This is a genomic window from Sphingopyxis selenitireducens (assembly GCF_051550705.1).
Taxonomy (GTDB): domain Bacteria; phylum Pseudomonadota; class Alphaproteobacteria; order Sphingomonadales; family Sphingomonadaceae; genus Sphingopyxis.
In genome coordinates this window covers 273053-296010 of the sequence record NZ_JBPULG010000001.1, presented here as the reverse complement: position 1 = coordinate 296010, position 22958 = coordinate 273053, and the positions used below count along the sequence as shown (strand labels likewise).

At 63.0% G+C, this 22958-nt stretch carries 23 protein-coding genes; 14 read left to right on the top strand and 9 right to left on the bottom strand.

What is annotated here, in order from left to right; genetic code table 11:
• Positions 1-70: 70 nt before the first annotated feature.
• From ACSYDV_RS01305 to ACSYDV_RS01295, 3 genes are read left to right on the top strand one after another with little or no spacing between them, the layout of a single operon-like run.
• Positions 71-370: a hypothetical protein gene (locus ACSYDV_RS01305; RefSeq protein WP_438321935.1), complete on the top strand. Its 300-nt coding sequence runs from the start codon at positions 71-73 to the stop codon at positions 368-370.
• A 1-nt stretch (position 371) separates the two neighbouring features.
• Positions 372-2348 carry an oxidoreductase gene (locus ACSYDV_RS01300; RefSeq protein ID WP_438321934.1) on the top strand — a complete coding sequence of 659 codons (1977 nt, stop codon included), beginning with the start codon at positions 372-374 and terminating at the stop codon, positions 2346-2348.
• 16 nt (positions 2349-2364) lie between these two features.
• Positions 2365-3216, top strand: coding sequence for an SDR family NAD(P)-dependent oxidoreductase (locus ACSYDV_RS01295; protein ID WP_438321933.1), 852 nt, complete (start codon positions 2365-2367; stop codon positions 3214-3216).
• A 60-nt stretch (positions 3217-3276) separates the two neighbouring features.
• On the opposite strand, the gene ACSYDV_RS01290 is transcribed toward ACSYDV_RS01295, so the two are convergent.
• Positions 3277-3681 (bottom strand): GlcG/HbpS family heme-binding protein, encoded by a 405-nt coding sequence (locus tag ACSYDV_RS01290; RefSeq protein WP_438321932.1) that lies wholly within the window; start codon positions 3679-3681, stop codon positions 3277-3279.
• 113 nt (positions 3682-3794) lie between these two features.
• On the opposite strand from ACSYDV_RS01290, the gene ACSYDV_RS01285 reads away from it, so the two are divergent.
• The 4 genes from ACSYDV_RS01285 to ACSYDV_RS01270 all read left to right on the top strand — a co-directional run bounded on the left by ACSYDV_RS01285 (position 3795) and on the right by ACSYDV_RS01270 (position 7056).
• Positions 3795-4550: a GntR family transcriptional regulator gene (locus ACSYDV_RS01285; RefSeq protein ID WP_438321931.1), complete on the top strand. Its 756-nt coding sequence runs from the start codon at positions 3795-3797 to the stop codon at positions 4548-4550.
• Between the two features lie 97 nt (positions 4551-4647).
• The gene (locus ACSYDV_RS01280) at positions 4648-5577 is read left to right on the top strand and encodes a hypothetical protein (protein WP_438321930.1); all 930 of its coding nucleotides are present in this window, start codon (positions 4648-4650) and stop codon (positions 5575-5577) included.
• Between the two features lie 13 nt (positions 5578-5590).
• On the top strand, positions 5591-6730 hold the full coding sequence (locus tag ACSYDV_RS01275) for a class I SAM-dependent methyltransferase (RefSeq protein ID WP_438321929.1): 1140 nt from the start codon (positions 5591-5593) through the stop codon (positions 6728-6730).
• Positions 6727-7056 carry a hypothetical protein gene (locus ACSYDV_RS01270; protein WP_438321928.1) on the top strand — a complete coding sequence of 110 codons (330 nt, stop codon included), beginning with the start codon at positions 6727-6729 and terminating at the stop codon, positions 7054-7056. The genes ACSYDV_RS01275 and ACSYDV_RS01270 overlap by 4 nt, the downstream gene beginning before the upstream one ends.
• A 19-nt stretch (positions 7057-7075) precedes the next feature.
• Here ACSYDV_RS01270 and ACSYDV_RS01265 read toward each other — a convergent pair whose 3' ends face one another.
• The 4 genes from ACSYDV_RS01265 to ACSYDV_RS01250 are packed head-to-tail and all read right to left on the bottom strand — an operon-like array spanning position 7076 to position 10534.
• Positions 7076-7993, bottom strand: coding sequence for a polysaccharide deacetylase family protein (locus ACSYDV_RS01265; protein WP_438321927.1), 918 nt, complete (start codon positions 7991-7993; stop codon positions 7076-7078).
• Complete coding sequence (locus ACSYDV_RS01260; RefSeq protein ID WP_438321926.1) at positions 7990-8880, bottom strand: polysaccharide deacetylase family protein; 891 nt, start codon at positions 8878-8880, stop codon at positions 7990-7992. The genes ACSYDV_RS01265 and ACSYDV_RS01260 overlap by 4 nt, the downstream gene beginning before the upstream one ends.
• Positions 8877-9560, bottom strand: coding sequence for an isochorismatase family protein (locus ACSYDV_RS01255; protein WP_438321925.1), 684 nt, complete (start codon positions 9558-9560; stop codon positions 8877-8879). The genes ACSYDV_RS01260 and ACSYDV_RS01255 overlap by 4 nt, the downstream gene beginning before the upstream one ends.
• A complete protein-coding gene (locus ACSYDV_RS01250) occupies positions 9557-10534 on the bottom strand; it encodes a hydroxymethylglutaryl-CoA lyase (protein ID WP_438321924.1) in 978 nt (325 codons plus the stop codon). Before ACSYDV_RS01250 ends, ACSYDV_RS01255 begins: the two co-directional genes overlap by 4 nt.
• 69 nt (positions 10535-10603) lie before the next feature.
• Between ACSYDV_RS01250 and ACSYDV_RS01245 the strand changes: the two genes are divergently transcribed.
• The 3 genes from ACSYDV_RS01245 to leuD are packed head-to-tail and all read left to right on the top strand — an operon-like array spanning position 10604 to position 13775.
• Positions 10604-11746 (top strand): CaiB/BaiF CoA transferase family protein, encoded by a 1143-nt coding sequence (locus ACSYDV_RS01245; protein WP_438321923.1) that lies wholly within the window; start codon positions 10604-10606, stop codon positions 11744-11746.
• Between the two features lie 20 nt (positions 11747-11766).
• Positions 11767-13170, top strand: coding sequence for a 3-isopropylmalate dehydratase large subunit (locus ACSYDV_RS01240; protein ID WP_438321922.1), 1404 nt, complete (start codon positions 11767-11769; stop codon positions 13168-13170).
• The gene (leuD, locus tag ACSYDV_RS01235; RefSeq protein WP_438321921.1) at positions 13170-13775 is read left to right on the top strand and encodes a 3-isopropylmalate dehydratase small subunit; all 606 of its coding nucleotides are present in this window, start codon (positions 13170-13172) and stop codon (positions 13773-13775) included. Before ACSYDV_RS01240 ends, leuD begins: the two co-directional genes overlap by 1 nt.
• A gap of 6 nt (positions 13776-13781) precedes the next feature.
• On the opposite strand, the gene ACSYDV_RS01230 is transcribed toward leuD, so the two are convergent.
• From ACSYDV_RS01230 to ACSYDV_RS01220, 3 genes are read right to left on the bottom strand one after another with little or no spacing between them, the layout of a single operon-like run.
• Positions 13782-14549: an IclR family transcriptional regulator gene (locus ACSYDV_RS01230; protein WP_438321920.1), complete on the bottom strand. Its 768-nt coding sequence runs from the start codon at positions 14547-14549 to the stop codon at positions 13782-13784.
• Between the two features lie 13 nt (positions 14550-14562).
• The gene (locus ACSYDV_RS01225; RefSeq protein WP_438321919.1) at positions 14563-15867 is read right to left on the bottom strand and encodes an MFS transporter; all 1305 of its coding nucleotides are present in this window, start codon (positions 15865-15867) and stop codon (positions 14563-14565) included.
• Positions 15868-15913: 46 nt separating this feature from the next.
• Positions 15914-17110, bottom strand: coding sequence for a class I SAM-dependent methyltransferase (locus ACSYDV_RS01220; RefSeq protein WP_438321918.1), 1197 nt, complete (start codon positions 17108-17110; stop codon positions 15914-15916).
• A gap of 210 nt (positions 17111-17320) precedes the next feature.
• On the opposite strand from ACSYDV_RS01220, the gene ACSYDV_RS01215 reads away from it, so the two are divergent.
• The 3 genes from ACSYDV_RS01215 to ACSYDV_RS01205 are packed head-to-tail and all read left to right on the top strand — an operon-like array spanning position 17321 to position 20770.
• Positions 17321-18526: an FAD-dependent oxidoreductase gene (locus tag ACSYDV_RS01215; protein ID WP_438321917.1), complete on the top strand. Its 1206-nt coding sequence runs from the start codon at positions 17321-17323 to the stop codon at positions 18524-18526.
• Positions 18523-19287 carry a maleate cis-trans isomerase family protein gene (locus ACSYDV_RS01210; RefSeq protein ID WP_438321916.1) on the top strand — a complete coding sequence of 255 codons (765 nt, stop codon included), beginning with the start codon at positions 18523-18525 and terminating at the stop codon, positions 19285-19287. Before ACSYDV_RS01215 ends, ACSYDV_RS01210 begins: the two co-directional genes overlap by 4 nt.
• A 19-nt stretch (positions 19288-19306) precedes the next feature.
• A complete protein-coding gene (locus ACSYDV_RS01205; RefSeq protein ID WP_438321915.1) occupies positions 19307-20770 on the top strand; it encodes an aldehyde dehydrogenase in 1464 nt (487 codons plus the stop codon).
• 88 nt (positions 20771-20858) lie between these two features.
• Here ACSYDV_RS01205 and ACSYDV_RS01200 read toward each other — a convergent pair whose 3' ends face one another.
• Positions 20859-21527, bottom strand: a complete 669-nt coding sequence (locus ACSYDV_RS01200) for a CerR family C-terminal domain-containing protein (protein WP_438321914.1) — start codon at positions 21525-21527, stop codon at positions 20859-20861.
• A gap of 83 nt (positions 21528-21610) precedes the next feature.
• On the opposite strand from ACSYDV_RS01200, the gene ACSYDV_RS01195 reads away from it, so the two are divergent.
• Positions 21611-22957, top strand: coding sequence for an oxygenase MpaB family protein (locus tag ACSYDV_RS01195; RefSeq protein WP_438321913.1), 1347 nt, complete (start codon positions 21611-21613; stop codon positions 22955-22957).
• Position 22958 lies beyond the last annotated feature (1 nt).

Here is a 22958-nt window from a genome sequence, read left to right as displayed (position 1 = left end):
CGCTTTCTTTCACGGGAGCCGGGAAGGGCGATCGCCCGCTCGGCGAGCAGAGCCAACAAAGGTGAATGGCATGAGCAAGGTTGAAGATCCAAAGGACGTCAAACTCCCCCGGGTCAGCAAGGGAAAGCGTCCGCAATTTTTCGACGATCCCGCGATCGACCAGATGATGACCTTCTTCCTCGAACTGATGACGGAAGTGTCGGTGCTGCGCGAACGGATGGATACGGTAGAACGCCTGCTGGACGCCAAGGGTAGCGTCTCGCGCGCCGAGATCGAGGCTTATCGCGCCGACGCGGCGGTCGAGGCCGAGCGGACGGCATGGCGCGACGCCTATTTCCAGCGCGTCATGCGTATGCACAAACCTGGCTGAGATGACGGCCTATCCCCATCTTTTTTCTCCCATCCGTATCGGACAGCGCGACCTTCGAAATCGCATTGTCCATGCATCGATGTCGACGCATTTTGCCGATCAGGGGCGCGTTACCGATCGGCTCATCGACTATTATGTGAACCGCGCCCGCGGCGGCGCCGCGATGCTGGTGACCGAACCGATGGCGATGCTGCGGCGGCAGAATGCGCCGACGCGCCCGGCGGTGCACAGCGATATCAATGCCGACGCGCTCGCGCGCTGGGCCGACGCCGTCGCGGCGGCGGGCGGGCTGATGCTGGGCCAGATTCAGGATAATGGCCGCGGCTTTCGCGCCGGTTTTCGCAACGATGCCGCCGTCGGGCCATCGGCGCTTCCCGACGATCTGAGCTGGACGGTTCCGCACGTGCTATCGTCCGACGATGTGCGGCGGATGATCGACGAGTTTGCCGCGTCGGCGGCGCGGATCGCGACCGCCGGATTTGCAGGGGTCGAGATTTCGGCCGGGCACGGCCATTTATTCCATCAATTTCTCTCGCGCCGATCGAACCGGCGCGAGGATGAATATGGCGGGGACCTTGCCGGGCGGGCGCGGCTGCTGGCCGATCTGATCGCGGCGCTCCGTGCAGAATGCGGCGCCGATTTCATCATCGGGCTGAAGCTGCCGGCCGAGGACGGTATGGCAGATGGCATCGATCTCGCCGAGGCCGAGCAGATTACGCGCCACCTCCATGCTGCGGGTGGCTTCGACTATCTCACCTATTGCTGGGGCTCGCACGGAACGACGCTGTACGAGCATCTTCCCGATCTTCACGGACCGCGCACACCCTATCTCGATCGGATTGCGGCGCTCGGTAAAGCGGCGCCGGGGGTGCCACTGGGGGCGCTGGGCCTGATCACCGATCCCAATGAGGGCGAACGGATCGTGCGCGACGGTCTTGCCGATCTGGTGATGCTCGGGCGCCCGCTCGTGACCGATGCGGCGTGGGGGGTGAAGGCGCAGGAGGGACGCGAGGCGCAGATACGTTACTGTGTTTCGTGCAATACCTGCTGGCACATGATCACCACTGGGCGCGGACTGCGCTGCGACAATAATCCACGTGTCGGCGAAAGCGACGAGGCCGACTGGCGCCCGTCGCCCGCCGCGACGCCCAAACATGTCGTCGTGGTCGGCGCGGGCGTTGCGGGAATGGAGGCGGCGTGGGTCGCCGCTGCGCGCGGGCATCGCGTCACTCTTTTCGGCGCGTCGGACGAACCCGGCGGCAAGGCGCGGTTGCATGCGCTGTTGCCCGGCGGCGAGAATCTTAGCAGCATTTATGACTATCAGCGGCTCAGCGGCGAGCGCGGCGGGGTCGATTTTCACTGGGGCCGGCAGGCGACGCTGGAAGACATATTGGCGCTCGCGCCCGATCATGTCGTGCTGGCGACCGGGGCGACCCCGGCGTGGCCGGACTATCTGCCTGCGGAATATCGCGGCGAGGGCTTCTTCCCCGACCTGCGCGAGGCGATGGAGCAGATGACGCGGCTGTCGGTGCGGCAGCCCGGCACTGCGGTGATCCACGATGCCGATGGCGGTGCTTTCACCTATGCCGCCGCCGAACTGCTCTGCGACCGTTTCGAGCGCGTCGTGATCCTTACCGAGCGCGAACGCATCGCGAGCGACGAGGCGGTGGTGACGCGGCAGGGCATTTATGCCCGGCTTTACCGCAAGGGTATCGAGATCGTCAGCTCGGTGCGGCCGCTGCCATCCTCGCGGTTCGAGGAAGCGGAGGTCGCTTGCGCGAACATCTATAATGGCGCGGAACAGGTGATCACCGACGTTGCCCTCTTTACCTATGCCACCGCGCGCATCCCCAATGATGCGCTCGCCGGACCGTTGAAGGCAGCGGGCATCGAGGTTCACGCGATCGGCGACGCCTGGGCCCCGCGGAGCGTGCTCACCGCGACGGCCGAGGGCCATCGCACCGCCATGACATTCTGACAGGAGAAACAAGCGCATGTACCCCGATCTTGAAGGCAAGGTGGCCGTTGTCACCGGCGCCGGCCGCCACGGCGGGCTGGGCGCGGGCATCGCGCGGAAGCTGGCCGAAGACGGCGTGCGCATCATCCTTCATGATCTGGGCGACCCCAGGGATGCGACGGCGCCCGATCAAGGCATCGGCCGAACCGCAGAACTCGAAGAGGTGGCCGAGGAGTTGCGCGCGATCCATCCCGATATCGCGACCTGCACGGCCGACATGCGCGTCGAAAGCGAGGTCGAGGCGCTGATCGGCAGCGCGGTCCAGCGTTTCGGAAAACTCGACATATTGGTCAATAATGCCGGCGTCGGCTTCCTCTTCGGTCCTTTCGTTGATCAGACGCAGGACATGTGGGATATGGTGCTCGATGTGAATCTGCGCGGCGCCTTCTTCGCAATGAAGCATGCGATACGCCAGATGCAGCGTCAGGATGACCAGCCGAAATGGGGGCGCGGGCGGATCGTTTCGGTGGGCAGCCGCGGATCGAAATCGGGTTCGGCGCTGACCTCTTCCTATATCGCGTCGAAACATGGCCTTGTCGGGCTGACGCGATCGGTGGCGATCGAGATGGGGCCGCAGCAGATCACTGTTAACATGGTCTGTCCCAATCATGTCACCACGGGGCTGGGTGCGTGGCAGAACGACTATATGGCGAAGATGCGCGGGCAGAGCGTCGAGGAATATCTGGAGGCGATGCGCGGCCGCATCCCGCTCGGCCGCGTCGGCGATGTCGAGGACACCGCCAACGCCTGCGCCTTCCTTTGTTCGGGACAGGCGCGCTATATCACCGGCGAGGCGATGAACGTCTCGGGCGGCGAGGAAATGCACTAGAAACAGGGCCACGCGCCGCCGCTCCGTTCCCGTGCGGAAAGGGGCCGCGGCGCGCGTTCGTCAGGCGGTGGACAGGGCGGCGCGTCCCGCTTCGGCGATGGCTTCATCCTGCGTGGCCGATCCGCCCGAAATTCCGATCCCGCCGATGCACTGGCCGCCGTACATGATCGGCAGCCCGCCCGGCATCGGCAGATATTCGGTCAGCCGCAAAAGTTCGGGTTCATCCTTCAGTCGCGCGGTCAGCGCTCCGCTGGGCGCGCGCATCAGCGCCGATGTGCGGGCTTTCGCTGCTGCAACGACCGGCGTCATCGCGCCCGTTCCATCCATGCGATAGAGCCGGAGCGCATGGCCGCCGTCGTCGCAGAGTGCGACCGTGGCGGCGATTCCGGCTTCGGTCGCTTTCGCAAGCGCGGCCCCGACCATTGCGTCGAGTTCTACTGCATTGAGAACCGGTTTGTTTTTCATGAAAGCTTTTCCTTCTTTGCGCTGAACTTTTATGGGAGCATGGTGTAGGGCGCCCGCCAATGATCGCGGGAGTGGCCGTGATCCGGTGGCGAGCAGGGGATAAGTTTTTGAATATGTCGGGTGACGACATCACGGCAGTCGACAGGCTGCAGGCGGTTCCGCTTTATCATCAGATATTCCTTCAGCTTCGCGAGGAAATCACGAGCGGGGAGCGTGCCTTCGGGTCGCGCATGCCGACCGAACAGGAACTGGCCGAAAGTTTCGGCGTCTCGCGTATCACGGCGCGCCGCGCGCTCGACGAGCTTGCACATACCGGGTTGGTGGCGCGCAAACGGCGTGTGGGAACGCATGTCACCTTCAAATCGCCTGCGCGGCCGATCGAGGGCAGCATCGAACAGGCGCTCGAATCGCTGATTGCCTTTGGCCGCAATACGAAGGTCAAGATTCTTGAACTGGAAACCGTTCCCGCGCGCCCACCATTGACCGAGGCGCTGGAGATTGAGGTGGGGGAACCGGTGGTGCGCGTGGCGCGTGTCCGCTGGCTCGACGACCAGCCGCTGTCCTATGTGATCAGCTATATTCCGGCCGATCTGGGGGTCGAACTGTCGCGGGAGACGCTGCGCGACACCCCGATGCTGAGCTTGATCGAGAAGGCGGGCGTCAAAATCGGCGCCGCCACGCAGACGATTTCGGCCTCGCTCGCCGACGCCACGCTGGCCAACGTCCTGGCCGTCGACATCGGGTCGCCGATCCTGCGCGTGAGCCGCACCGTGTTCGACGTCAATAAGCGCGCCGTGCAGCATGTTTTCGCGCAGTTCCGGCCCGATCGCTACCAGATTCGCCTTGATCTTCATTCCGCCCAACCTTGATTTTTCCGCCGTGGCGGGCCGAGGCTTACGCTACATCGATTTGATATAGAATTATGAGTAATTAATGCTAGTCTCCGATCATGACGGGGATGATGCGATGAGTGATTGGACAACGACAAGCGATCCGCGCCTGACGCGGTTCCGCTTCGCGACGATCGGGGCGCCCGACCTTCGCGCGATCGAAGATCAATATGGCGAATGGCTGGGCTATCGCGTCCGCGAGCGCGGCGAGGTGTCCGCCGGGCTGGCGGCGAGTTGGGCTGCGCCGGCGATGGCGGGGCGGCCCTATATCGTGATGAGCACCGACGGCGCGCCCGACGATTATGTCCGGGCGGTGCAGATTAGCCCGGTGCCTGATTACAAACCGCTGACCACCTACGGCTGGGCGGCATTCGAGATCATCGTCGACGATGTCCACGCCGTCGATGCGCGGCTACGCCAGTCGGGCTTCCAGATCATCGCGGGGCCGACCCCGCTGCAATTCATGCCGTCGATCATAGCGATGCAGGCGATCGGGCCAGCGGGCGAGTGTCTCTATTTTACCATGGAAAGCGGCGACCGCGCGGCGTCGATCCTGCCGCAGCCCCGCTCCTTCGTCGACCGGCCGTTCATTTTCGTGATCGCCGGGTCCGACTTCGACGCGCTGCGCCTCTGGTATTGCGACCGCTTCGACCTGAAACGGCGACCGCTGCGGCAAAGCAAGATCCGGATCATTCAGGAAGCGCAGGGCCTAGGCCCCGACACCATCATGGATATGACGACGGCCGGGCTTCGCGAGGCGGGCTATTTGCTCGAGTTCGACGCCTATCCGACGGGACCGGGCCGCATCGCGGGGCCGCGCACTTGCACCCCGGGGGAATTGCCGCCGGGGTGCGCGATGGCGAGCTTTGGCGTCAGCGACATTGACCTTGTCGCTGACGTCGCGATCGTGCCCGCCATGGTGCATGAAGGCACGGGCTATAACGGGCGGCGGACCGCGACGGCGATCGGGCCGACCGGTGAGCGTGTGGAATTTATCGAAGATTGAAAGGAACCGGGTCATGAAGGTTCGTGATGTCCAGCATCCGATGTTGCCGGAAACGACAGCCGAAGAACAAAGCCGCCAGCGGGCCGTGGTCTCGCTGCGCAAGATATTGAACGCGCGTGTGCGCTCGGCGAACGTCCGCCGTTTCGAGGAAGAGGGTGCGCCCGCCTTCGCCGCGCGCCAAGGGCGCCAGCCGCAATCGCCCGAGGATATCGAGCAAGCCTTTTTTGAATCGTCTGGATACCGGATGTGGAGCGCGGTGAATCGCTCGGTTCAGGAAATGATTTGGCTGTCGGTCGGCGAACCGATCTTCCGCGATCGTGCACGGATGCAGGCCGCGGCAAGCGCTTTGGCGGAATCTCCGGCCAGGCTCGGCGCGCTGAAGCTCGATCCCGCATATGATCCGTCGCCCGAAATCGCGAGCGTCGACATTCATCTCCAGCCCGGCGGCTATGCGCGCGACGACGGCTCCGACGACATCGTCGCGGGCGCCTTTTACGAAACCGGCGGCAATATCTATTCCTTCGGTCAGGGCGCTGGAAAAAGCGACAGCAAGGCGGGAGTTATCTTCAACCTGCTGCGGTCGGACTTTCCCGATTTCACGCCGACCCGTATCCTCGACCTCGGTTGTTCGGCGGGCGCGGCCTCAGCGGCTTATGCGGCGGAGTATCCCGAAGCCGACGTTCACGCGCTCGACATTGGCGCCGGGATGCTGCGCTACGCCCATGCGCGGGCCGAAGCGCTCGGGGTGCCGGTGACCTTTCACCAGATGGATGCGGCGCAGCTGAAATTCGCCGACGGCAGCTTCGACCTCGTCGTTTCGCACAATATGCTCCACGAGATTAGCGCTGAAAAGCGCCGGCAGGCGATGGCGGAAGCGCTGCGCGTTGTGCGCCCCGGCGGGCTGGTGATTTTTCAGGATGTCGACACGCGCTTTGCGCCGTCCGACGTCCATCGCGTCGAGAAAAACTGGGATACCGCCTTCAACGGTGAAATTTTCTGGAAAACCTATGGGGAGGCCGATCTGGTCGCCGACATGGCCGCCGCCGGCTTTGCCTCTGCCGACATCGCGGAACATAATATGGAAGCCGTCAGCAACATCAATCGCTGGTACGTCATCAGCGGCCGCAAGCCCGCTGCGGGAGGCGCCGTATGACCGGTTCGGCCGATGCCATTGCTGCCGTCATTGAAAGCGGACGGGGCGCCCGCCCGTACAGCCTGCGCAATCAGGAGGCAGAGCAGGTATTGAATATCGCGCTCGCGCTCATGGTCGAACTGGCAGCGTCGAACGATCGCATCGACCGGCTCGAGCGATTGCTTGCTGAAACGCGCGGCGAGCCGCTCGACGATCTGCGCAATGCGCTGCCCGATGGCGATGCCGCAGCCGAGCGGCAGGCAGCGCTCGAGGCCATGCAGATGCGCGTGATGCGCGTTCTCATCGATCCGCGCGAAGCCGTCGACGGACATCCCGACGCGCGTTGAGCGCGCCGGGTTTTCCGCGTCAGGGTGCAGTGAAGGCGTCGACGATCTCGCCGGTCGTGGCGAACCATGCCTGCGGCTGTTCGTCCAGCCACGCGAGCAACTGTTCAAGCGCCTCGATACGAAACGGCAGGCCCATCACATAGGGGGTCAGCTGGATCGTCAGCATCCGCCCGCCTTGCGTGGATTCGTCGGCGAAAAGCGCAAAGGCGTCCTGCATCTGTTCGGCGAAGCTGTCGGCCGACTGCTGCTGAACAGTGATGATCTGGCGGTCCGACAGCTCATGATTGACCGGCACATTGATGATGCCGCCTGCCGGGGTGGTCATCCGATAGGGCAGGTCGTCATTGACCCAGTCGCACATATAATCGACCCCCGCCTCGACCAGAAGGCGCGGCGTGTTCCAGCTTTGCGAGCGGGCGATCGACTGCCAACCGCGAGGGCGCGTCCCCGACACTTTTTCCAGCATGTCGAGCGACGAGTGGATCAGCGCGCGCTCGTCGGCTTCGTCCATCCCCGATGCGATCGTGCCGTTCATGTCGGTCGAATGGGCGACAATCTCATGCCCTCCGGCGATAATGTCGGCGATGATCGAGGGGTAGCGTTCGGCAATCGCGGCATTGACCGCGATCGACGCCTTTGCGCCGGCCTGTGCAAAGGCGTCCAGCATGCGGTAGAAGCCGATGCGCGTGCCATACTCGCGGGCGGTATAATGGCGATAATCTGGATAGGCGGTTTGCATGTGCCCCGGCGCGCGAAACGGCTTGTCGGTCGGGTTGATCGGAAACCATTCGAGGTTGACGAACAGCGCCACCGCGACGCCCTTGTCCCAAGGCCAGGCGATCGGCGCACGGTTGCCCAGTTTTGACCAGGAATAGAGGTCCTGATCCATGCCGCGAGCGCGGCGGGGATATTCGAGATAAGCGGGATCGAGGCTCATGTGCCCACCTCCGTCTGGGTCAGATAATGATCGGCGATATCGCCCGAACGGGTGATCCATGCACGGCCGTCGGCCGCGATATGCTCCAACACCTCTTCAAAGGCGCGGATGCGATGCGGCTGTGCGATCAGATAGCTGTGGAGCGGAATGCACATCACCGTGCCCGATGCCGCGCCTTCCGCTGCCAGCCGCTCATATTGGCGGATCAACGTGTCGGCATATTCGCGCGGGCTCATATTATAGACGAAGAAGCCATAATGGTCGTTGACCTCGATGCTATAGGGCATCGAAATGAGCGTGCCGGACTGGACATGCACGGGCTGCGGCTGGTCGTCATGGTAAAGGTCGCAGGTATAGGTCAGCCCATATTCCGCGATCAGGTCGAGCGTGCGCGGAGTGTGGGTGAGGGCGGGGGCCAGCCAGCCCTTGATCGTCTGTCCCGTCGCATCGCGCACGGTGCGGATCGAATCCTCGATGATCGCGCGCTCTTGCGCTTCGTCCATGCCATAGCTGTAGCGGGTGTTGTAAATGCCATGGCTGAAGAATTCCCAGCCGAGCGCATTCGCATTTTCGACGACGTCGGGGATATGATCGCACAGCGCAACCGATAACGACACCGATCCCTTGAACCCGTGCTTTTCCATCGCTTCGGCCATCCGCCAGTGGCCGACGCGATTGGCATAGTCGCGGTGGCTGTAACCGACGATATCGGGATGCGGCTTGGGCCAGCTTTTGCGGTGCGGGTTGGCGGGCGGGTCGATCTCGTAAAATTCGAGGTTGGGCGACACCCACACCGCGACCGATTTGCCGTCCGGCCATTGGATTTTCGGTCGGCCCCGCCACGGATTAAAATCATAAAGGCCGGGATCGGCGGCGCCTTCGTTCATGCGCGCGCCTCCAGCCAGTCGATCACCGTCTGCACCGGTTCGACATCGGCATATTTCAGCTGAAGGTCGGTCAGGTTCGCGAAATGATAGCTTTCATGTTTGTCGGCGCAGGTCTCGATGGGAACGATGGTGCGATAGCCGTGTGAAAGGGCGTCGACCGCGGTCGCGCGCACGCAGCCCGAGGTCGATCCGCCGGTGACGATCACCGTATCAACCTTGTGCCACACGAGGTAGCTGGCGAGCGGCGTTTCGAAGAATGCCGACGGCATGCGCTTGGCGTAAATGGCGTCGACGGCAGGATCGATCTCGCAGCGCGCGTCGAAATCGTGGCGCGGGCTCGGAATCTTGATGTTCTGCAGACTGTCGGGCGTGTTGGTGCGCGTGCCCCAGACCCCGGCGTCGGCCGCATTGTCCATGTAACCGACGTGCGTCCAGATGACGGGCATCCCCGCGCGCCGCGCGAGGCGCGAGATGATGTTCGTATAGTCGATCTGGCGCGGATCGGTCTCATAGGCGGTCTTGTAATCGTCGATGCACGTATAGGCGTTCTGGAAATCGACGTTCACGATCGCCAGCTTCTCGCCGAACCCGAACTTTGCGCGCGCGGGATTGGCCATCACGTCTTCGAATATCTGTTTCGCGGTCCGGCCGTCCGAGACCATCTTCGTTCCGAGGCTCATGCAAACTCCTTATTGGCAGCTTCGGGCACAAAGCCGAGCGGCAGGCCCGCGTCCGGCGTAAACCCGTATAATGTTTCGTCCGGCAGTGCGGCGTGGACAATGTCGCGGACCGCAAGCAGGGCATTGAGGTCGATGCCGGTGCGCAGACCCATTGCCTGCAACATGAACACCAGATCCTCGGTGACGATATTGCCGCTGGCGCCGGGGGCGAAGGGGCAGCCGCCGATGCCGCCCAGCGAACTGTCGATCGTGGTCAGCCCCGCGTCGATCGCCGCCAGCACATTGGCGAGGCCAAGGCCGCGCGTGTTATGAAGGTGGATGCCGGTCAGCGCCGCGTCGCCGACGACACCGCGCACCAGCGCGATCAGCCGCTTGACCGCGGCGGGATCGGCATAGCCTGTGGTGTCGGACAGGCCGACTTCGTCGCAGCCCGCATCCATCAGCGCGCCGGCAAGCCGTTCGATCTGGGCGTCGGGGATAGCACCTTCCAGCGTGCAGCCGAAAACCGTCGACAGACTGCCTTCGAAATGCGGACGTTGACCCTCGGGCAATGCGCCGATCATCTGTGCGATGCTGCGGGCCTCTGCGATCACCTGATCATGGGTGCGTCGCAAGTTCGCGAGGCTGTGGGTTTCCGAAACCGACAGCGGCAGCGTCAACTTGTGCGCGCCGGCTGCGATCGCGGCTTCGGCGCCGCGCGCGTTCGGAACCAGCACCGCGACCGCCAATCCGGGGATGGTCCGGGCGTGGGCGACAACCTCCGCAGTGTCGGCGAGTTGCGGCAGCAGCTTGGCGGGAACGAAGCTGCCGACCTCGATTTCGCGGACCCCCGCGGCGGCTTCGGCATCGATCCACGCTTTTTTTGCTTCCAGCGGCATAATGGCGGAAATGCTTTGCAATCCGTCCCTTGGCCCGACTTCACTGATCAAAATATCCACGTCCAAAGATCTGCTCCTGACGTTGTGGCGTTGCATTATTGTATTATTTCTATATCAAATGAGCCGAGCTTGTCGAGCATGGTTTGAGAATCAAAAAGAGGAATGATGGATCAGGACGCATATCCGCTGGCCGGACTGAAAGTGATCGAATTCACGCATATGGTGATGGGGCCGTCGGTCGGGGTCATCCTGGGTGATCTTGGTGCCGATGTCGTGCGAATCGAGCCCGAGGGCGGCGACCCGACGCGCAAGTTGCTCGGGTCGGGCGCGGGCTATTTTCCGATGTTCAACCGCAACAAGCGCAGCCTTTGTCTGAATCTGAAGGACGCGGACGATCTTGCCCGCGCGCGCGCTTTGGTCGACGGCGCCGACATATTGGTGGAAAATTTCCGCCCCGGCGCGCTCGATCGGCTTGGCCTCGATTATGCGTCTTTTGCGGAAAGTAATCCCGGGCTGATCTATTGTTCGGCGAAGGGGTTTCTCAGCGGGCCCTATCAGCACCGCACCGCGCTCGATGAAGTCACCCAGATGATGGGCGGGCTCGCCTATATGACCGGCCCGCCGGGACGCCCTTTGCGCGCCGGCGCGTCGGTGATCGACGTGACGGGCGGGATGTTCGGGGTAATCGGCATTCTTGCCGCGCTCGAACGACGCCATCGCACCGGTCGCGGCGCCGAGGTGAAATGTTCGCTTTATGAAACGACCGCCTTCCTCGTCGGACAACATATGGCGCAGCAGGCAGTGACCGGACAGGCGGCGCAGCCGATGCCAGTGCGGCTGTCGGCGTGGGCGATTTATGACGTCTTCGACACCCGCAATGCCGATGAGCAATTGTTCGTCGGCGTCGTCAGCGACAGCCAGTGGGTGGGATTTTGCAAGGCGTTCGAACTGGCCGATCTGGCGGCCGATACGGCGCTGGCGCTCAACAATGAACGCGTTCTGGCGCGCGATCGCATCGTGCCGCGCATCCGGGAATTGTTTGCGGGCATGACGCGCGATGAACTGGTGGCGAAGCTGGATGGGATCGGTCTGCCGTTCGCGCCGATCGCGCGCCCTGACGAGCTGTTTGATGATCCGCATCTCAATGCACAGGGCGGGCTTGTCGATATTCAGATCCCGGGCGGGAACGCGACGCGCCTGCCGGCGCTTCCGCTCGAAATCGATGGCGAACGGATGGACGTGCGGCGCGATGTGCCCGCAGTCGACGCCGATCGCGCATCGGTTTTTCGCGATTTCGGCCTGAACTGAGCGCGCATAAGGTACGGACCGTGGGCAGCAGCATTTTCGAAAAAATCTGGCGGGCGCATCATATCGATGCGATCGACGCCGACACTGACTTGATCCTCGTCGACCGCGTACTGCTGCACGAACGGACGGGCGGCGTTGCGTTGAAGAGTCTTGCCGAGGCGGGGCGGAGCGTTCTTGCACCGCGCCAGACCTTCGTGACGATGGACCATGTCGTCGACACGCGTCCCGGTCGGACCGACGATACGATCATGCCGACCGGCAAGGCGTTCATCACGGCGACGCGCGAAGCCGCGCAGGCTGCGGGCCTGACATTGTTCGACCTTGGCGATCCGGCGCAGGGCATCGTGCATGTGATCTCACCGGAAATGGCGATCGTCCTGCCCGGCGCGACTTTGGTTTGTCCCGACAGCCATACTTGTTCGCAGGGCGCGCTCGGTGCGCTCGCGTGGGGGATTGGATCGACGGCGGCCGAGCATGCGCTCGCCAGTTCGACGCTTCGCGTGAAACGGCCGAAGACGATGCGCATCACGATCGACGGGACGTTGGTGCCCGGCGTGACGGCGAAGGATCTGGCGCTTCACCTGATTGCCCGGTTCGGATCTTCCGGCGGGGCTGGGCATATCGTCGAATATGCGGGCGAGGCAGTGTCGGCGCTCGACGTCGAGGCGCGGCTGACGCTCTGCAACATGGCGACAGAATTCGCGGCCTTCACTGCGATCATCGCGCCCGACGAAAAGGTGTTTGCCTATCTGAAGGGGCGGCGCTTTGCGCCCTCCGGTCCGGATTGGGACCGTGCCGTTGCGGCATGGGCCAACCTTCGCAGCGACGATGATGCGGTTTTCGATACCGAACATCAGGTTGATGCGGCGGAGGTCGCGCCGATGGTGACATGGGGGATCAGCCCGCAGCAGGCGGTCTCACTCGATGGCAGCGTGCCAAGCTTCGACGCGGTTGCGGCGCGCGACCCGCGCGAGCTCTACGATCGTGCGCTTGCCTATATGGATGTCGCTGCTGGAACATCGCTGGTCGGCTTGCCGATCGGAGCGGCCTTTATCGGTTCGTGCACGAACAGCCGCCTTTCGGATCTGCGGCGCGCGGCGGCGATACTGAAAGGACGCAAAGTCGCAGCCAGCGTCAAGGCGATCTGCGTTCCGGGCTCTACGCGCGTCAAGGCAGCGGCCGAAGCCGAGGGGCTCGACAAAATCTTCACCGACGCCGGTTTCGAGTGGCGTGAATCGGGTTGCTCGATGTGCTTCTTTTCGGGGGGCGAAAGCTTTGGCTATCGGCAGCGCGTGATCAGTTCGACCAACCGGAATTTCGAAAGCCGTCAAGGCCCCGAAACCCGCTCGCACCTCGCTTCGCCGGAGACGGTCGCGGCATCGGCCATTGCCGGCATGATTGCCGACCCAAGGACCTTTGCGTAATGGATAAATTCGACCGCTTGACCGCCGTTGCGGCGCCGCTGCTGCGCGATAATGTCGATACCGACGCGATCATCCCGTCGCGCGAGATGAAGTCGGTGTCAAAGCGCGGACTCGCCGATGGCCTGTTTGCCGGATGGCGCTATCAGGCGATTGGTGGTCGCGATCCCAGCGCCGATTTCATCCTGAACGATCCCGCCTACGCATCGGCGCAGATATTGCTGACCGGCACCAATTTTGGTTGCGGGTCGAGCCGCGAACATGCCGCGTGGGCGCTGGTCGAATATGGCTTTCGCGCGATTATTGCGCCGTCCTTCAATCCGATTTTTCGCAGCAATTGCGTCAATAATGGCATCGTGCCGGTCGAACTCGACGCTACCGCCATCGCTGCGCTGGCAGAGCAGGCGGGCGCCGCGCCGGTGACGGTCGACCTCGAACAATGTCTGGTGTCGTCGCCCGCCGGTTCGTGGCCCTTCGCGATGGATGGTGAGGCGCGGCAGATGCTGCTGAACGGCATGGACGCGATCGAACTGACGCTGTCGCGCAAGGGCGCGATCGAGGCGTTCCGCATAACGGATGCTAAGGCGCGCCCCTGGATATATCTGTAAGGCGGTTCAGGCGTTGCCGGTAGGGCCCGTCGGGGACGGCGAGGCGCCGAGTGCGCGTGATGCTTCGGCTGCGGCCGTGCGAACATGCGCCACCAGTGTCGCGCAATATTCGTCATTATAGCGGCTAAGCGGCACGGTCAGGCCCATCGACGCGATGATCTGGTCGTCGGGGCCCCAGACCGGCGCTGCGACGCCGCCGACGCTGGTTTCCCATTCGCCGCGATTGATTGCGACGCCGGTATTGCGCACCTCTTCGACTTCGTTCGCCAGCGCATTGGGCTCGACGATCGTCAGCGGGGTATAATGGCGCAGCGGACCGGCCAGCGTATCGCGCATCGCGGTGGGGTGAAAGGCCAGAAATATCTTGCCCGCCGCAGAGCAATGCGCGGGCGCGCGTTCGCCGATTTCGGAGAAGGCGCGCACCGAATGAACGCCTTCGGCCTTGTCGATATAGATGACCTCCGGCCCTTCCGAAATCGCGAGATGGACCGTCTCCCGCGTTTCGCGGGCGAGCTGGTCCATGATCGGGCGGATCGTCCGGCGCAGGTCGAGCCGCTCGATCACCCGCGCGCCCTGTTGCCATATCTTCAGCGTTGGGGCGTAGCGGCCGTTGCTGGCGGAAATATAGCCCAGCGCGGCGAAAGTCTGGAGATAGCGGTGGACGTTGCTTTTGGTGAGGTCGAGCTCGCGCGCGAGTTCCGATACGCCGACCGGATCGCGCGCCGTGATCACCGCCTCCAGCAACCCCATTCCCTTGACGATGGTTTTGTCCATGAACTTGGTCCTATCAGGCCTTGAGAGCCTGTTCCAGATCGTGGACCGCCGCGCGATAATGGCGCAGGCCAAGGCACAGCAGGATGATTGATGGCACGCCGATGATCAGGACATAGGCCGACAGTACGATACCAATCGACGTGGGGTCGCCCGTTGCATCAATTGCCCGACCAATCAGCGGCAGACCGAGCAAGGGACCGACCAATGCGATGACCGTGCTAAAGATCGCCATCGACTGGCCGCGGATCTCGCCCGGTGTGATCTGCATCATCGAGGAGGGACCGCCCGCAGTCGCGACCGACTTACCGATAAAGGTGATGAACATCAGAACCATCGCAAGTTCCGCTGTCGGCATGATCGGGTAAAGTGCACTCGTCGGAATAACGATGAGGAGGCCCAGCAGCAGCAGCCGCATCGAGGCGTCCTGATATTTCGCCTCAAACCGCTTTTGCGCCCACACGGCAAGTGCGGTCCCCAGCGGGCCGGCGGTGAAATAGAAGAGCCCGGTCACGGCGCCGACCTCGGCGATATTCCAGCCATAGACGCGCTGGAACAGGGGGACCGTCCACAGGGTAGTTGCGATCATCGCGAAATTGCAGCTCGAACCGACGAACAGCGCGCCAAACCCGCGCCAGCGTTGCAGGATATATTTGAACGCCACGCTTATACCCTGCGCCGAGCCCGTTCGCTCCTGACGCTCGGGTTCGCGTACCGTCAGCATCATCAGCGCGAACAGGAATCCGGGAATGCCGACGAAGATGAAAGCGGCCTGCCAGGGCGCGCGTTCGCCGATCAGCGGCCAGTTGACATGCCCGAGCGATTCGAGGTGGCTGACGATGAAGCCGCCTGCAAGGAAGGCGAGGCCCGCCCCCAGATAGGGGCCTGCCATATAGATGCTGATCGCGCGGCCCCGTTCGGTGCGGTTGAAATAGTCGCTGATGATCGAGATTGATGCCGGCGTGACCACCGCTTCGCCGAGGCCGAGGCCGAGGCGCAGCAGGAAGAGCGCAAGGAAGGTGGTGACGAAGCCGTTGCCGGTCGTCATCGCGCACCAGATGAGGATGCCCGCGATCAATAGATATTTGCGGTTGGTCCTGTCAGCATACCAGCCGAGCGGAATGCCGACGATCACATGGAACAGCGAAAAGGCTGGGCCGAGCAACAGGCCGACCTGAAAGTCGGTGAGGTCGATCGACTTTTTCAACGGTTCGATCAGCAGGCTGAGGATATACCTGTCGAAATAGGACAGGATGAAGATAGCCAGCAGCAGTACGACGACATACCAGCGGTAGCCGTTGCCATTCCTGTCCAGGATCACATGTTCGCTCCCACGAGGACTCCGAGGGGAGCCAATTGCAAAAAGGTCAAAGGGGTTTCCGGCTGCCGAAGACGTACCAGCCACCGCGCCCGTGCCGCGGACGGCCGGGTTCGTTCCAGCCAAAGGCAGTGTTGCGGTCGGGATAGGCGCCGATGTCGGGCAGAATATGCGCAAAGCTGGCATCGCGATCGAAACCGGCGTTCACGCACAGCGCGATCGGGTCCTGATCGCGAAAGGCCGTATAGGACGGTTCGTTGTTGTTGCGCGTGTCCCAGTTCCAGAAATAATTCTCCCACGCATCGACCAGATCATGCGCGGGCAGCTCCTGATGCACCATCAGGCCGCCGGGTTTCAGCAGGCGGTGGCATTCGGCCAGCACCTTCTTCGTCGCCCAGACCGGAATTTCGTGAAAGAAAAAGCTGGAGACGATGAGGTCGAAACTGCCATCGGCGAAATCGGTCTTTTCGGCATTCTGCTGGCTGAAATGCACTGGAATGCCTTCATGCCCAGCGATCGCGTGGCCATAGCGCAGCAATGGCGCGCCAACGTCGATGCCATGCGCTTCGACCCCGGGGAAGGCCTCGACATAGGGCAGAAGATTTTTGCCCGACGAGGTGCCGATGTCGAGCATGCGCGCCGGTTGCAGATCGGGGTAGGCGGCCTTTATCCAGCGGCTGACCACTCTGGCGACGCCGCCCCACGACCGGTGGCTCTGCTGCGCGGTGAAGACGCGCGCGCCGAGGCTGACCACCGCGCCCTGCGCAACATCGTCTTCGGTATATTCGCTGTGGAAACAGCCGGGTGTCAGATGCACGTCAATGGCACTGACATAGGGAGGGACTTCGAAATCGGGATCGGTGCGCAGCGATCCGTTCGCCGGATTGCGCTCGACCGCGTCGCGCGCCACGGAGATGAGGTCCGGCAGGGCGCGCTCGACCGGTTCCTGCACCGACAGGAAGCACATTTCCTGCGCGTTGTAACGAAGCGTGCTGTAGAAACGATAGCTATTCTCGCCGCGCATCGCGGCATCAATGTCGCGCCAGGTCTCGGGCGAATTGCCCGTCGCACTCAGGTGCGGTCCGACGCGGGTGCGATAGTCATCCTCCAGCGACGCGGCAAATTCCTGGATCGCGTGGCGGCGCAACGTGCTGCAGAAGCGCTGCCGGGCATATTCGTCATGCGTCGCCTGCGGAATCGCCTCGATATTATCGATGGACGAATTCGCTCGCTCGGTCGCTGTCATTTGCCTCGCTCCCTACCATTCCAAAATGCGGAACGATGTTCCGAATCAAACCCTAGCATTGAACGGACGGCGCTGACAACGGGCTATCCGGCCGGGTTTTTCATCATTCCTGTCTTGCCACAGATCGTTTGCTATCGCTACATAACTATTAAAAGTAGTACAATTAAAATGCGCATCAGGCGGGGGCTTTGGAAGGACATCATGGCGGCTATGGAGCATCGGATTATCATCGTGGGTGCCGGACCGGTCGGGCTTACAGCTGCTTTTTTGCTAGGCGAGCGCGGCATTCCCTTTCTGTTGATCGCGTCCGAGCCGGTCCTCGAAACCGACCTGCGCGCATCGACTTTTCACCCGCCGACGCTCGACTTTCTCGACGAATATGGTCTTGCCGACTCGCTGATCGAACAGGGGCTGCGCACCCCCACGTGGCAGATTCGCATGCACGGCACGGGCGAGCGGGCCGAGTTCGACCTTGCGGCGATCGCGGGCGACACGCGTCATCCCTTCCGCTTGCAGTGCGAGCAGTCGAAGCTGTGTCGGTTGTTGCTCGACCGTTTGCAGCGCGAGGGCAAAGGAGAAATCCGCCTTGGCCTGCGTGTCGACGCCGTTGCGCAGGATGATGATGGCGTGACCGTCACGGCGCGCCCGCTCGGTAGCTCTGACGATGCCGATCCTGAAGTCTTCACCGGCCGTTTCGTGATCGGTGCCGATGGCGCGCGCAGCGCCGTGCGGCGGTCGCTCGACATGAAGTTCGAGGGCAAAACCTATCCTGAAACGACCATCCTTGTGACGACGCACTTTCCTTTTCATGATCATCTAAAAGGACTGTCGAACGTCAATTATGTCTGGAAAGCGGGGGGCACCTTCAGCCTGCTGCGTTTACCGAACCTCTGGCGGTGCAGCCTCTATCCCGACGAGGGCGAAACGATTGAGGATGCGCTGCTTCCCGAAAGCATCGCGCGCAAACTCGAAGTCATCGCTCCGGGTGCATCGGAGCAGGGCTTTCTGGAGGTGCGTCCGTATCGCATTCATATGCGCCTCGTTGATGAATATCGGGTCGGCCGCATCGCGCTGGCGGGCGATGCCGCGCATATCAATTCGCCGTCGGGCGGGATGGGGATGAACGGCGGCGTCCATGATGCGTTCGAACTCGTCGCGACGCTGAACGAGATCTGGCACGGCGCCCCGCTGGAGCTGCTCGATCGCTACACGCGCCGCCGCCGCCCGATCGCCGAACGCGAAGTGCTGGCGCAGTCGGACCGCAACCGCGCGCGGATGCAGGAGCGCGACGATGCGCGGCGCCGCGAAATGCTCGCCGAGTTGCAGGCGCTTGCCGCCGACCCGATACGCGCACGCGAACATCTGCTGCGGACATCGATGATCGCCGGCCTGCGGGCCGCGGCGGAGGTCGCATGACGGCGCGATATGATTATGGCCGCGCCGGTAGGGTCGGCATCGGAACGCCGCAGGCCAACCCGACGGTCGAAAGCGAGTTTGCGATTTTGATCCCGCCGCGGGCGGCATTGTCGGTGACGCGACTGACCAGCGCGGCGGCAGCGTCCGCCGATCGCCTCCGCGACTATCTGCTGCGGTTGGAGGATTCACTTTGCGCCTTCGACACGCTGAAGATGGATGTCTTTGGCTTTGGATGCACAGCGTCGTCCTATCTGGTCGATCGTGATCAGGAGGTCGCGGTCTATGCCGCGTGCGAAGCGCGCTTCGGCTATCCCGTGCTCGGTGCGGCCGATGCCATTGCGTGGGCGCTCGACCGGCTGGGCGCACGCCGGATCGCACTGCTTTCGCCCTATCCGGCCGATCTCGCCGGGCCGGCCCATGCCTATTGGCAGGCGCGCGGCTATGTGCTGGCCGAAGCAGGCAGCGCGGGGGCGCTCGCGCCCGGCGCCGACACGCGGGGGATTTACGACCTTGGGAGCGTCGATGCCGCCGAGGCGCTGGCCGCGATCGATATCTCCGGCGTCGACGCGGTGGTGTTCAGCGGGACGGGCATGCCGTCGCTACCGGTAATCGCTGAAACCGATATCGGCGTGCCGCTCCTGTCCTCGAACCTGTGCCTCGCTGCGCGGATCGCCGACCTGCTCGGGCTCGGCGACCTGCTCGATCCGGCGTCTCCGGCGGCACTCGGCTGGCGCGCCCGCTGCCATGCCGCCATTTCCTGACCTTTCTGGGAGAGTTTCCATGACCATCATTACCGCTATCATCGACGGCGAAATCGTTGAAACCGGCACCGCGCCGATCGCCATCATCAACCCCGCCGACGACGAACTGGTCGTCGAATTGCCTGAGGCCGACGATGACACTGTCGATCGCGCTGTGGCGGCGGCACGGCGCAGCTTTGACGAAGGTGTGTGGCGCAACAAGCCGGTCGAGGAGCGGCAGGCGGTGCTGCGTCGCTGCGGCGATGCGATCGAGGCGGCGGCGGACCAACTCGCCGATATCGAATGCAGCAATACCGGTATCCCGCTGTCACAGATCCGCAGCCGTCAGGTTTTGCGCGCAGCCGATAATTTCCGCTTCTTCGCGGATTATATCGGGCAGAGCGTCGGACAGTTGTACGAACAGAATCCCGACTATCTGACCCTCGTTCGCCGTGAGCCGGTGGGTGTCGCGGCGTTGATCTCGCCGTGGAACTCGCCGCTCGCGCTGGGGTCGATGAAGATCGCTTCGTCGATCGCCTTCGGCAATTCCTGCGTTCTCAAGCCTTCGGAGCAAGCTCCGCTCGGGATCAGCCTGCTCGCGTCGCTTCTGCGCAACGCGGGACTTCCCGACGGGGTCGTCAATCTGGTCAACGGCCGGGGCGCCTCGACCGGCGACCGGTTGATACGCCACCCCGACGTCAATGTTGTCACTTTCACCGGCGGCACCGAAACCGGACGCATCATCATGCGGACGGCGGGCGAGCATCTGAAGCCCGCGACCGTGGAACTGGGCGGCAAGTCGGCGAACATCATTTTCGACGATGCCGATTTCGATCAGGCGCTGGATGGAGCATTGCTCGGCATTTTTACCAACAATGGCCAGCAATGCCTCGCCGGCTCGCGCATTCTCGTCCAGCGCAGCATCGCGAAACGCTTCGTCGAGGCCTTTGTCGCGCGCGCCGAGGCGATCCGTGTCGGCGATCCGCGCGATCCCGCGACCGAAGTTGGTCCGTTGGTATCGCGGCGGCATATGCAGCATGTGCTCAGTTTCGTTCCGGGGGAAAGTAGCTCCGATCGCATCCTGACCGGCGGTGGCCGCGTCGCGGGGCTCGAAAAGGGCTGCTATGTCGCGCCGACGCTCGTCGAAACCACCAACGACAGCCGCATCGCGCAGGAAGAAATCTTCGGTCCGTTCGGGGCCTTCATCGTCTTCGACACCGACGAAGAGGCCTATGAGATCGCAAATCGCAGCCGCTTCGGCCTCGTGTCCTATGTCTGGTCGCAGAATATCGCGCGGATCATGGAGGCACAGGAACGTATCGCGGCGGGCATCGTCTGGTGCAACACGCCGATGATGCGCGAACTGCGCGCGCCCTTCGGCGGCTATAAGGAATCGGGCGTCGGCGCTGATGGTGGCAACGCCTGCGAAGCTTTCTACACCCGCCAGAAGACGGTGAGCATACCGCGTCGCCCGCTGACGTTGCGGCAGTTGGGAAAAATCTGACCCAAAAACGGGCCACCGAAACCGTCGATGACAGCGTGACCGGACGAACCTTCAAGGTTCGTCCGGGATGGCCGCCACGGATCGCGGTTCAAAGAGAATCGATCTGCCCCTCCAGCGCCGCGATGACGAGCGCTGTGTAATCGGCTTTGCCCGCCGTTCGGGCAATGACGGGGAGCCCCGAGAGAAAGCCTGTCAGGCTCGATATCATCAGGATCGCACGGACTTGCGCCTCGGTCTCGGCAAGCCGGCCGTCCGTCGTCTGCAGGATCAGGTTGGTGGCGAGTTCGATGCCCGGTCGCCAAAGTTCGGCATAGAGAATCTCGAAGGCGGGGCCGGGGCTTGCGATTTCGCGCTGGACGAACAGCGAAGGATTTTGCGCTTCGGGTGCCGACAGGAGAAAGCGCGCTAGCGCTGCGAAGAGGCGCTTGAGCAGGATGCGGGCTTCGTCCGGCGTCAGTGGCCCGCCGAGCGCTGCGTAGGAGACTTCGGCTACCGCGCCCATGCCTTCGCGATAGCGCGCGACGATCGCGTGCGCGCAGGCGAGATACAGGCCGCGCTTATTCCCGAAATAATAGGTGAGGGCAGGCAAATTGACCCCGGCTTCCTTCGCGATCTGTCGCGTCGTGACCGTCGCGAAGCCGCTGTTGCCGAAGGCGGTCAGTGCGACGTCGAGGATGCGCGCGCGCGTTTCCTCGCCCTTGCGATAGCCGTCGGCGGCGGTGCGCAGCGGTGTGACGGGAGATGCGGGTCGGGCCATCGAGGGTGTTTCGTCCGTTGTGCTTGAATTTATATCAAGCGATATATATGATGGGCGTGATCTCGTCGAGAGGGGGATGGACATTGACGACACGTGCGGCGCTCGATGGCCTTTGGGCCAAGGTGGAATCACAGCGGGAACGGGTTCCTACGATGTACGGAAAAGTCGATTTTCGCGCCGTTCCCGAACGTTTCACTGCGACCCCGGGCGATCCGACCGCGCTGTCGGGGAAATATGATCGCGACCGCGATGCGCTTCTCGCCGATCCCGACCGGGTCGAGTTTATTCGCGCCTATACGATGATCGGCGATGCCACCGCTGATGCCTATGCCGGACTGATGCGCGAACATGGCTTTCGCGCGCTGGTCGATATGTTGACGCAGGCCTGCGACCATGGCGTCGAGAATGTGCCCGGAGCGCCGCCGGAGTTGGTGGCCTTTATCAAGGATATGGAACGTATCCCCGACTGGCTCGACATGAAGCTGGTGGAAGAGGGCGCGCGGGTCGATCGCAATGCGGCCGCCAATCTGGGTCCGTTCATCATCCGCGGCGCCTTCATCGCAACCTTCATGAACAAATATGCGGCCTTGCCGATGGCGGTCACGGGCACGCTGTCGAGCCAGACTGCGGGCCGGCGCGTCAAAGATACCGCGACCTTCTTCACCACCTCGGTATTGCCGGGCGCGCTCGAACGTTTCGGACCCGGCTTTAAATCGGCGGCGATGGTCCGATTGATGCATTCGATGGTGCGCGCGAACGTGCTGCGGCGTCCGAAGGATTGGGACATGGGCGTCTATGGCATTCCCATCCCGCAGGTCGACCAGATGCCCGCCGGGCTGATCTCGGTCTTCCTTCTCTCCTACAAGATGATCGAGGAAGGGCGCACCGAGTTTACGGCGCGCGAACGCGCGATGGTCGAACTTGCGCGCTATCGCTGCTTCCTGCTCGGCCTGCCGGAGGAATTGCTCGCCGATACGCCGCAGGGGATTGTCGACCTGATGAATGCGCGCAGCGGCACATTACGCAGCGGATATGATGACAGCACCTGCGGTGAATTGCTGCGCGCGACGATGGCGGCCGATCTGCGCCCGGACAATTCGCGGGGCGCGCGTGTCCATGAGATTTTCGAGCTGGCTTTCGCCAAGCTGTTCTTCGTCAAAAGTTTCATGGGCGGCGATAAGGCGAAAGCGGCATCGATCGGCGTGACGCTGACTTCGGGCGATGTCGCGCTGGCGGCAATCGCGGGTCTGTTTATCTATGCGCGGATGCGCCTCTACGCGTTTGCGGCCTATATCCCCGGGGTACGGGGCATTGCCGACCGCCGACTCATCGCGAAGCTCAGAGCGCAGCTCGTCAGCTATGGCCATGCCGAGTTCACGACTGACGCCGCGCAATACCGCCCGTCGGCGTCCCCCGTTCCAGCAGAGTGAT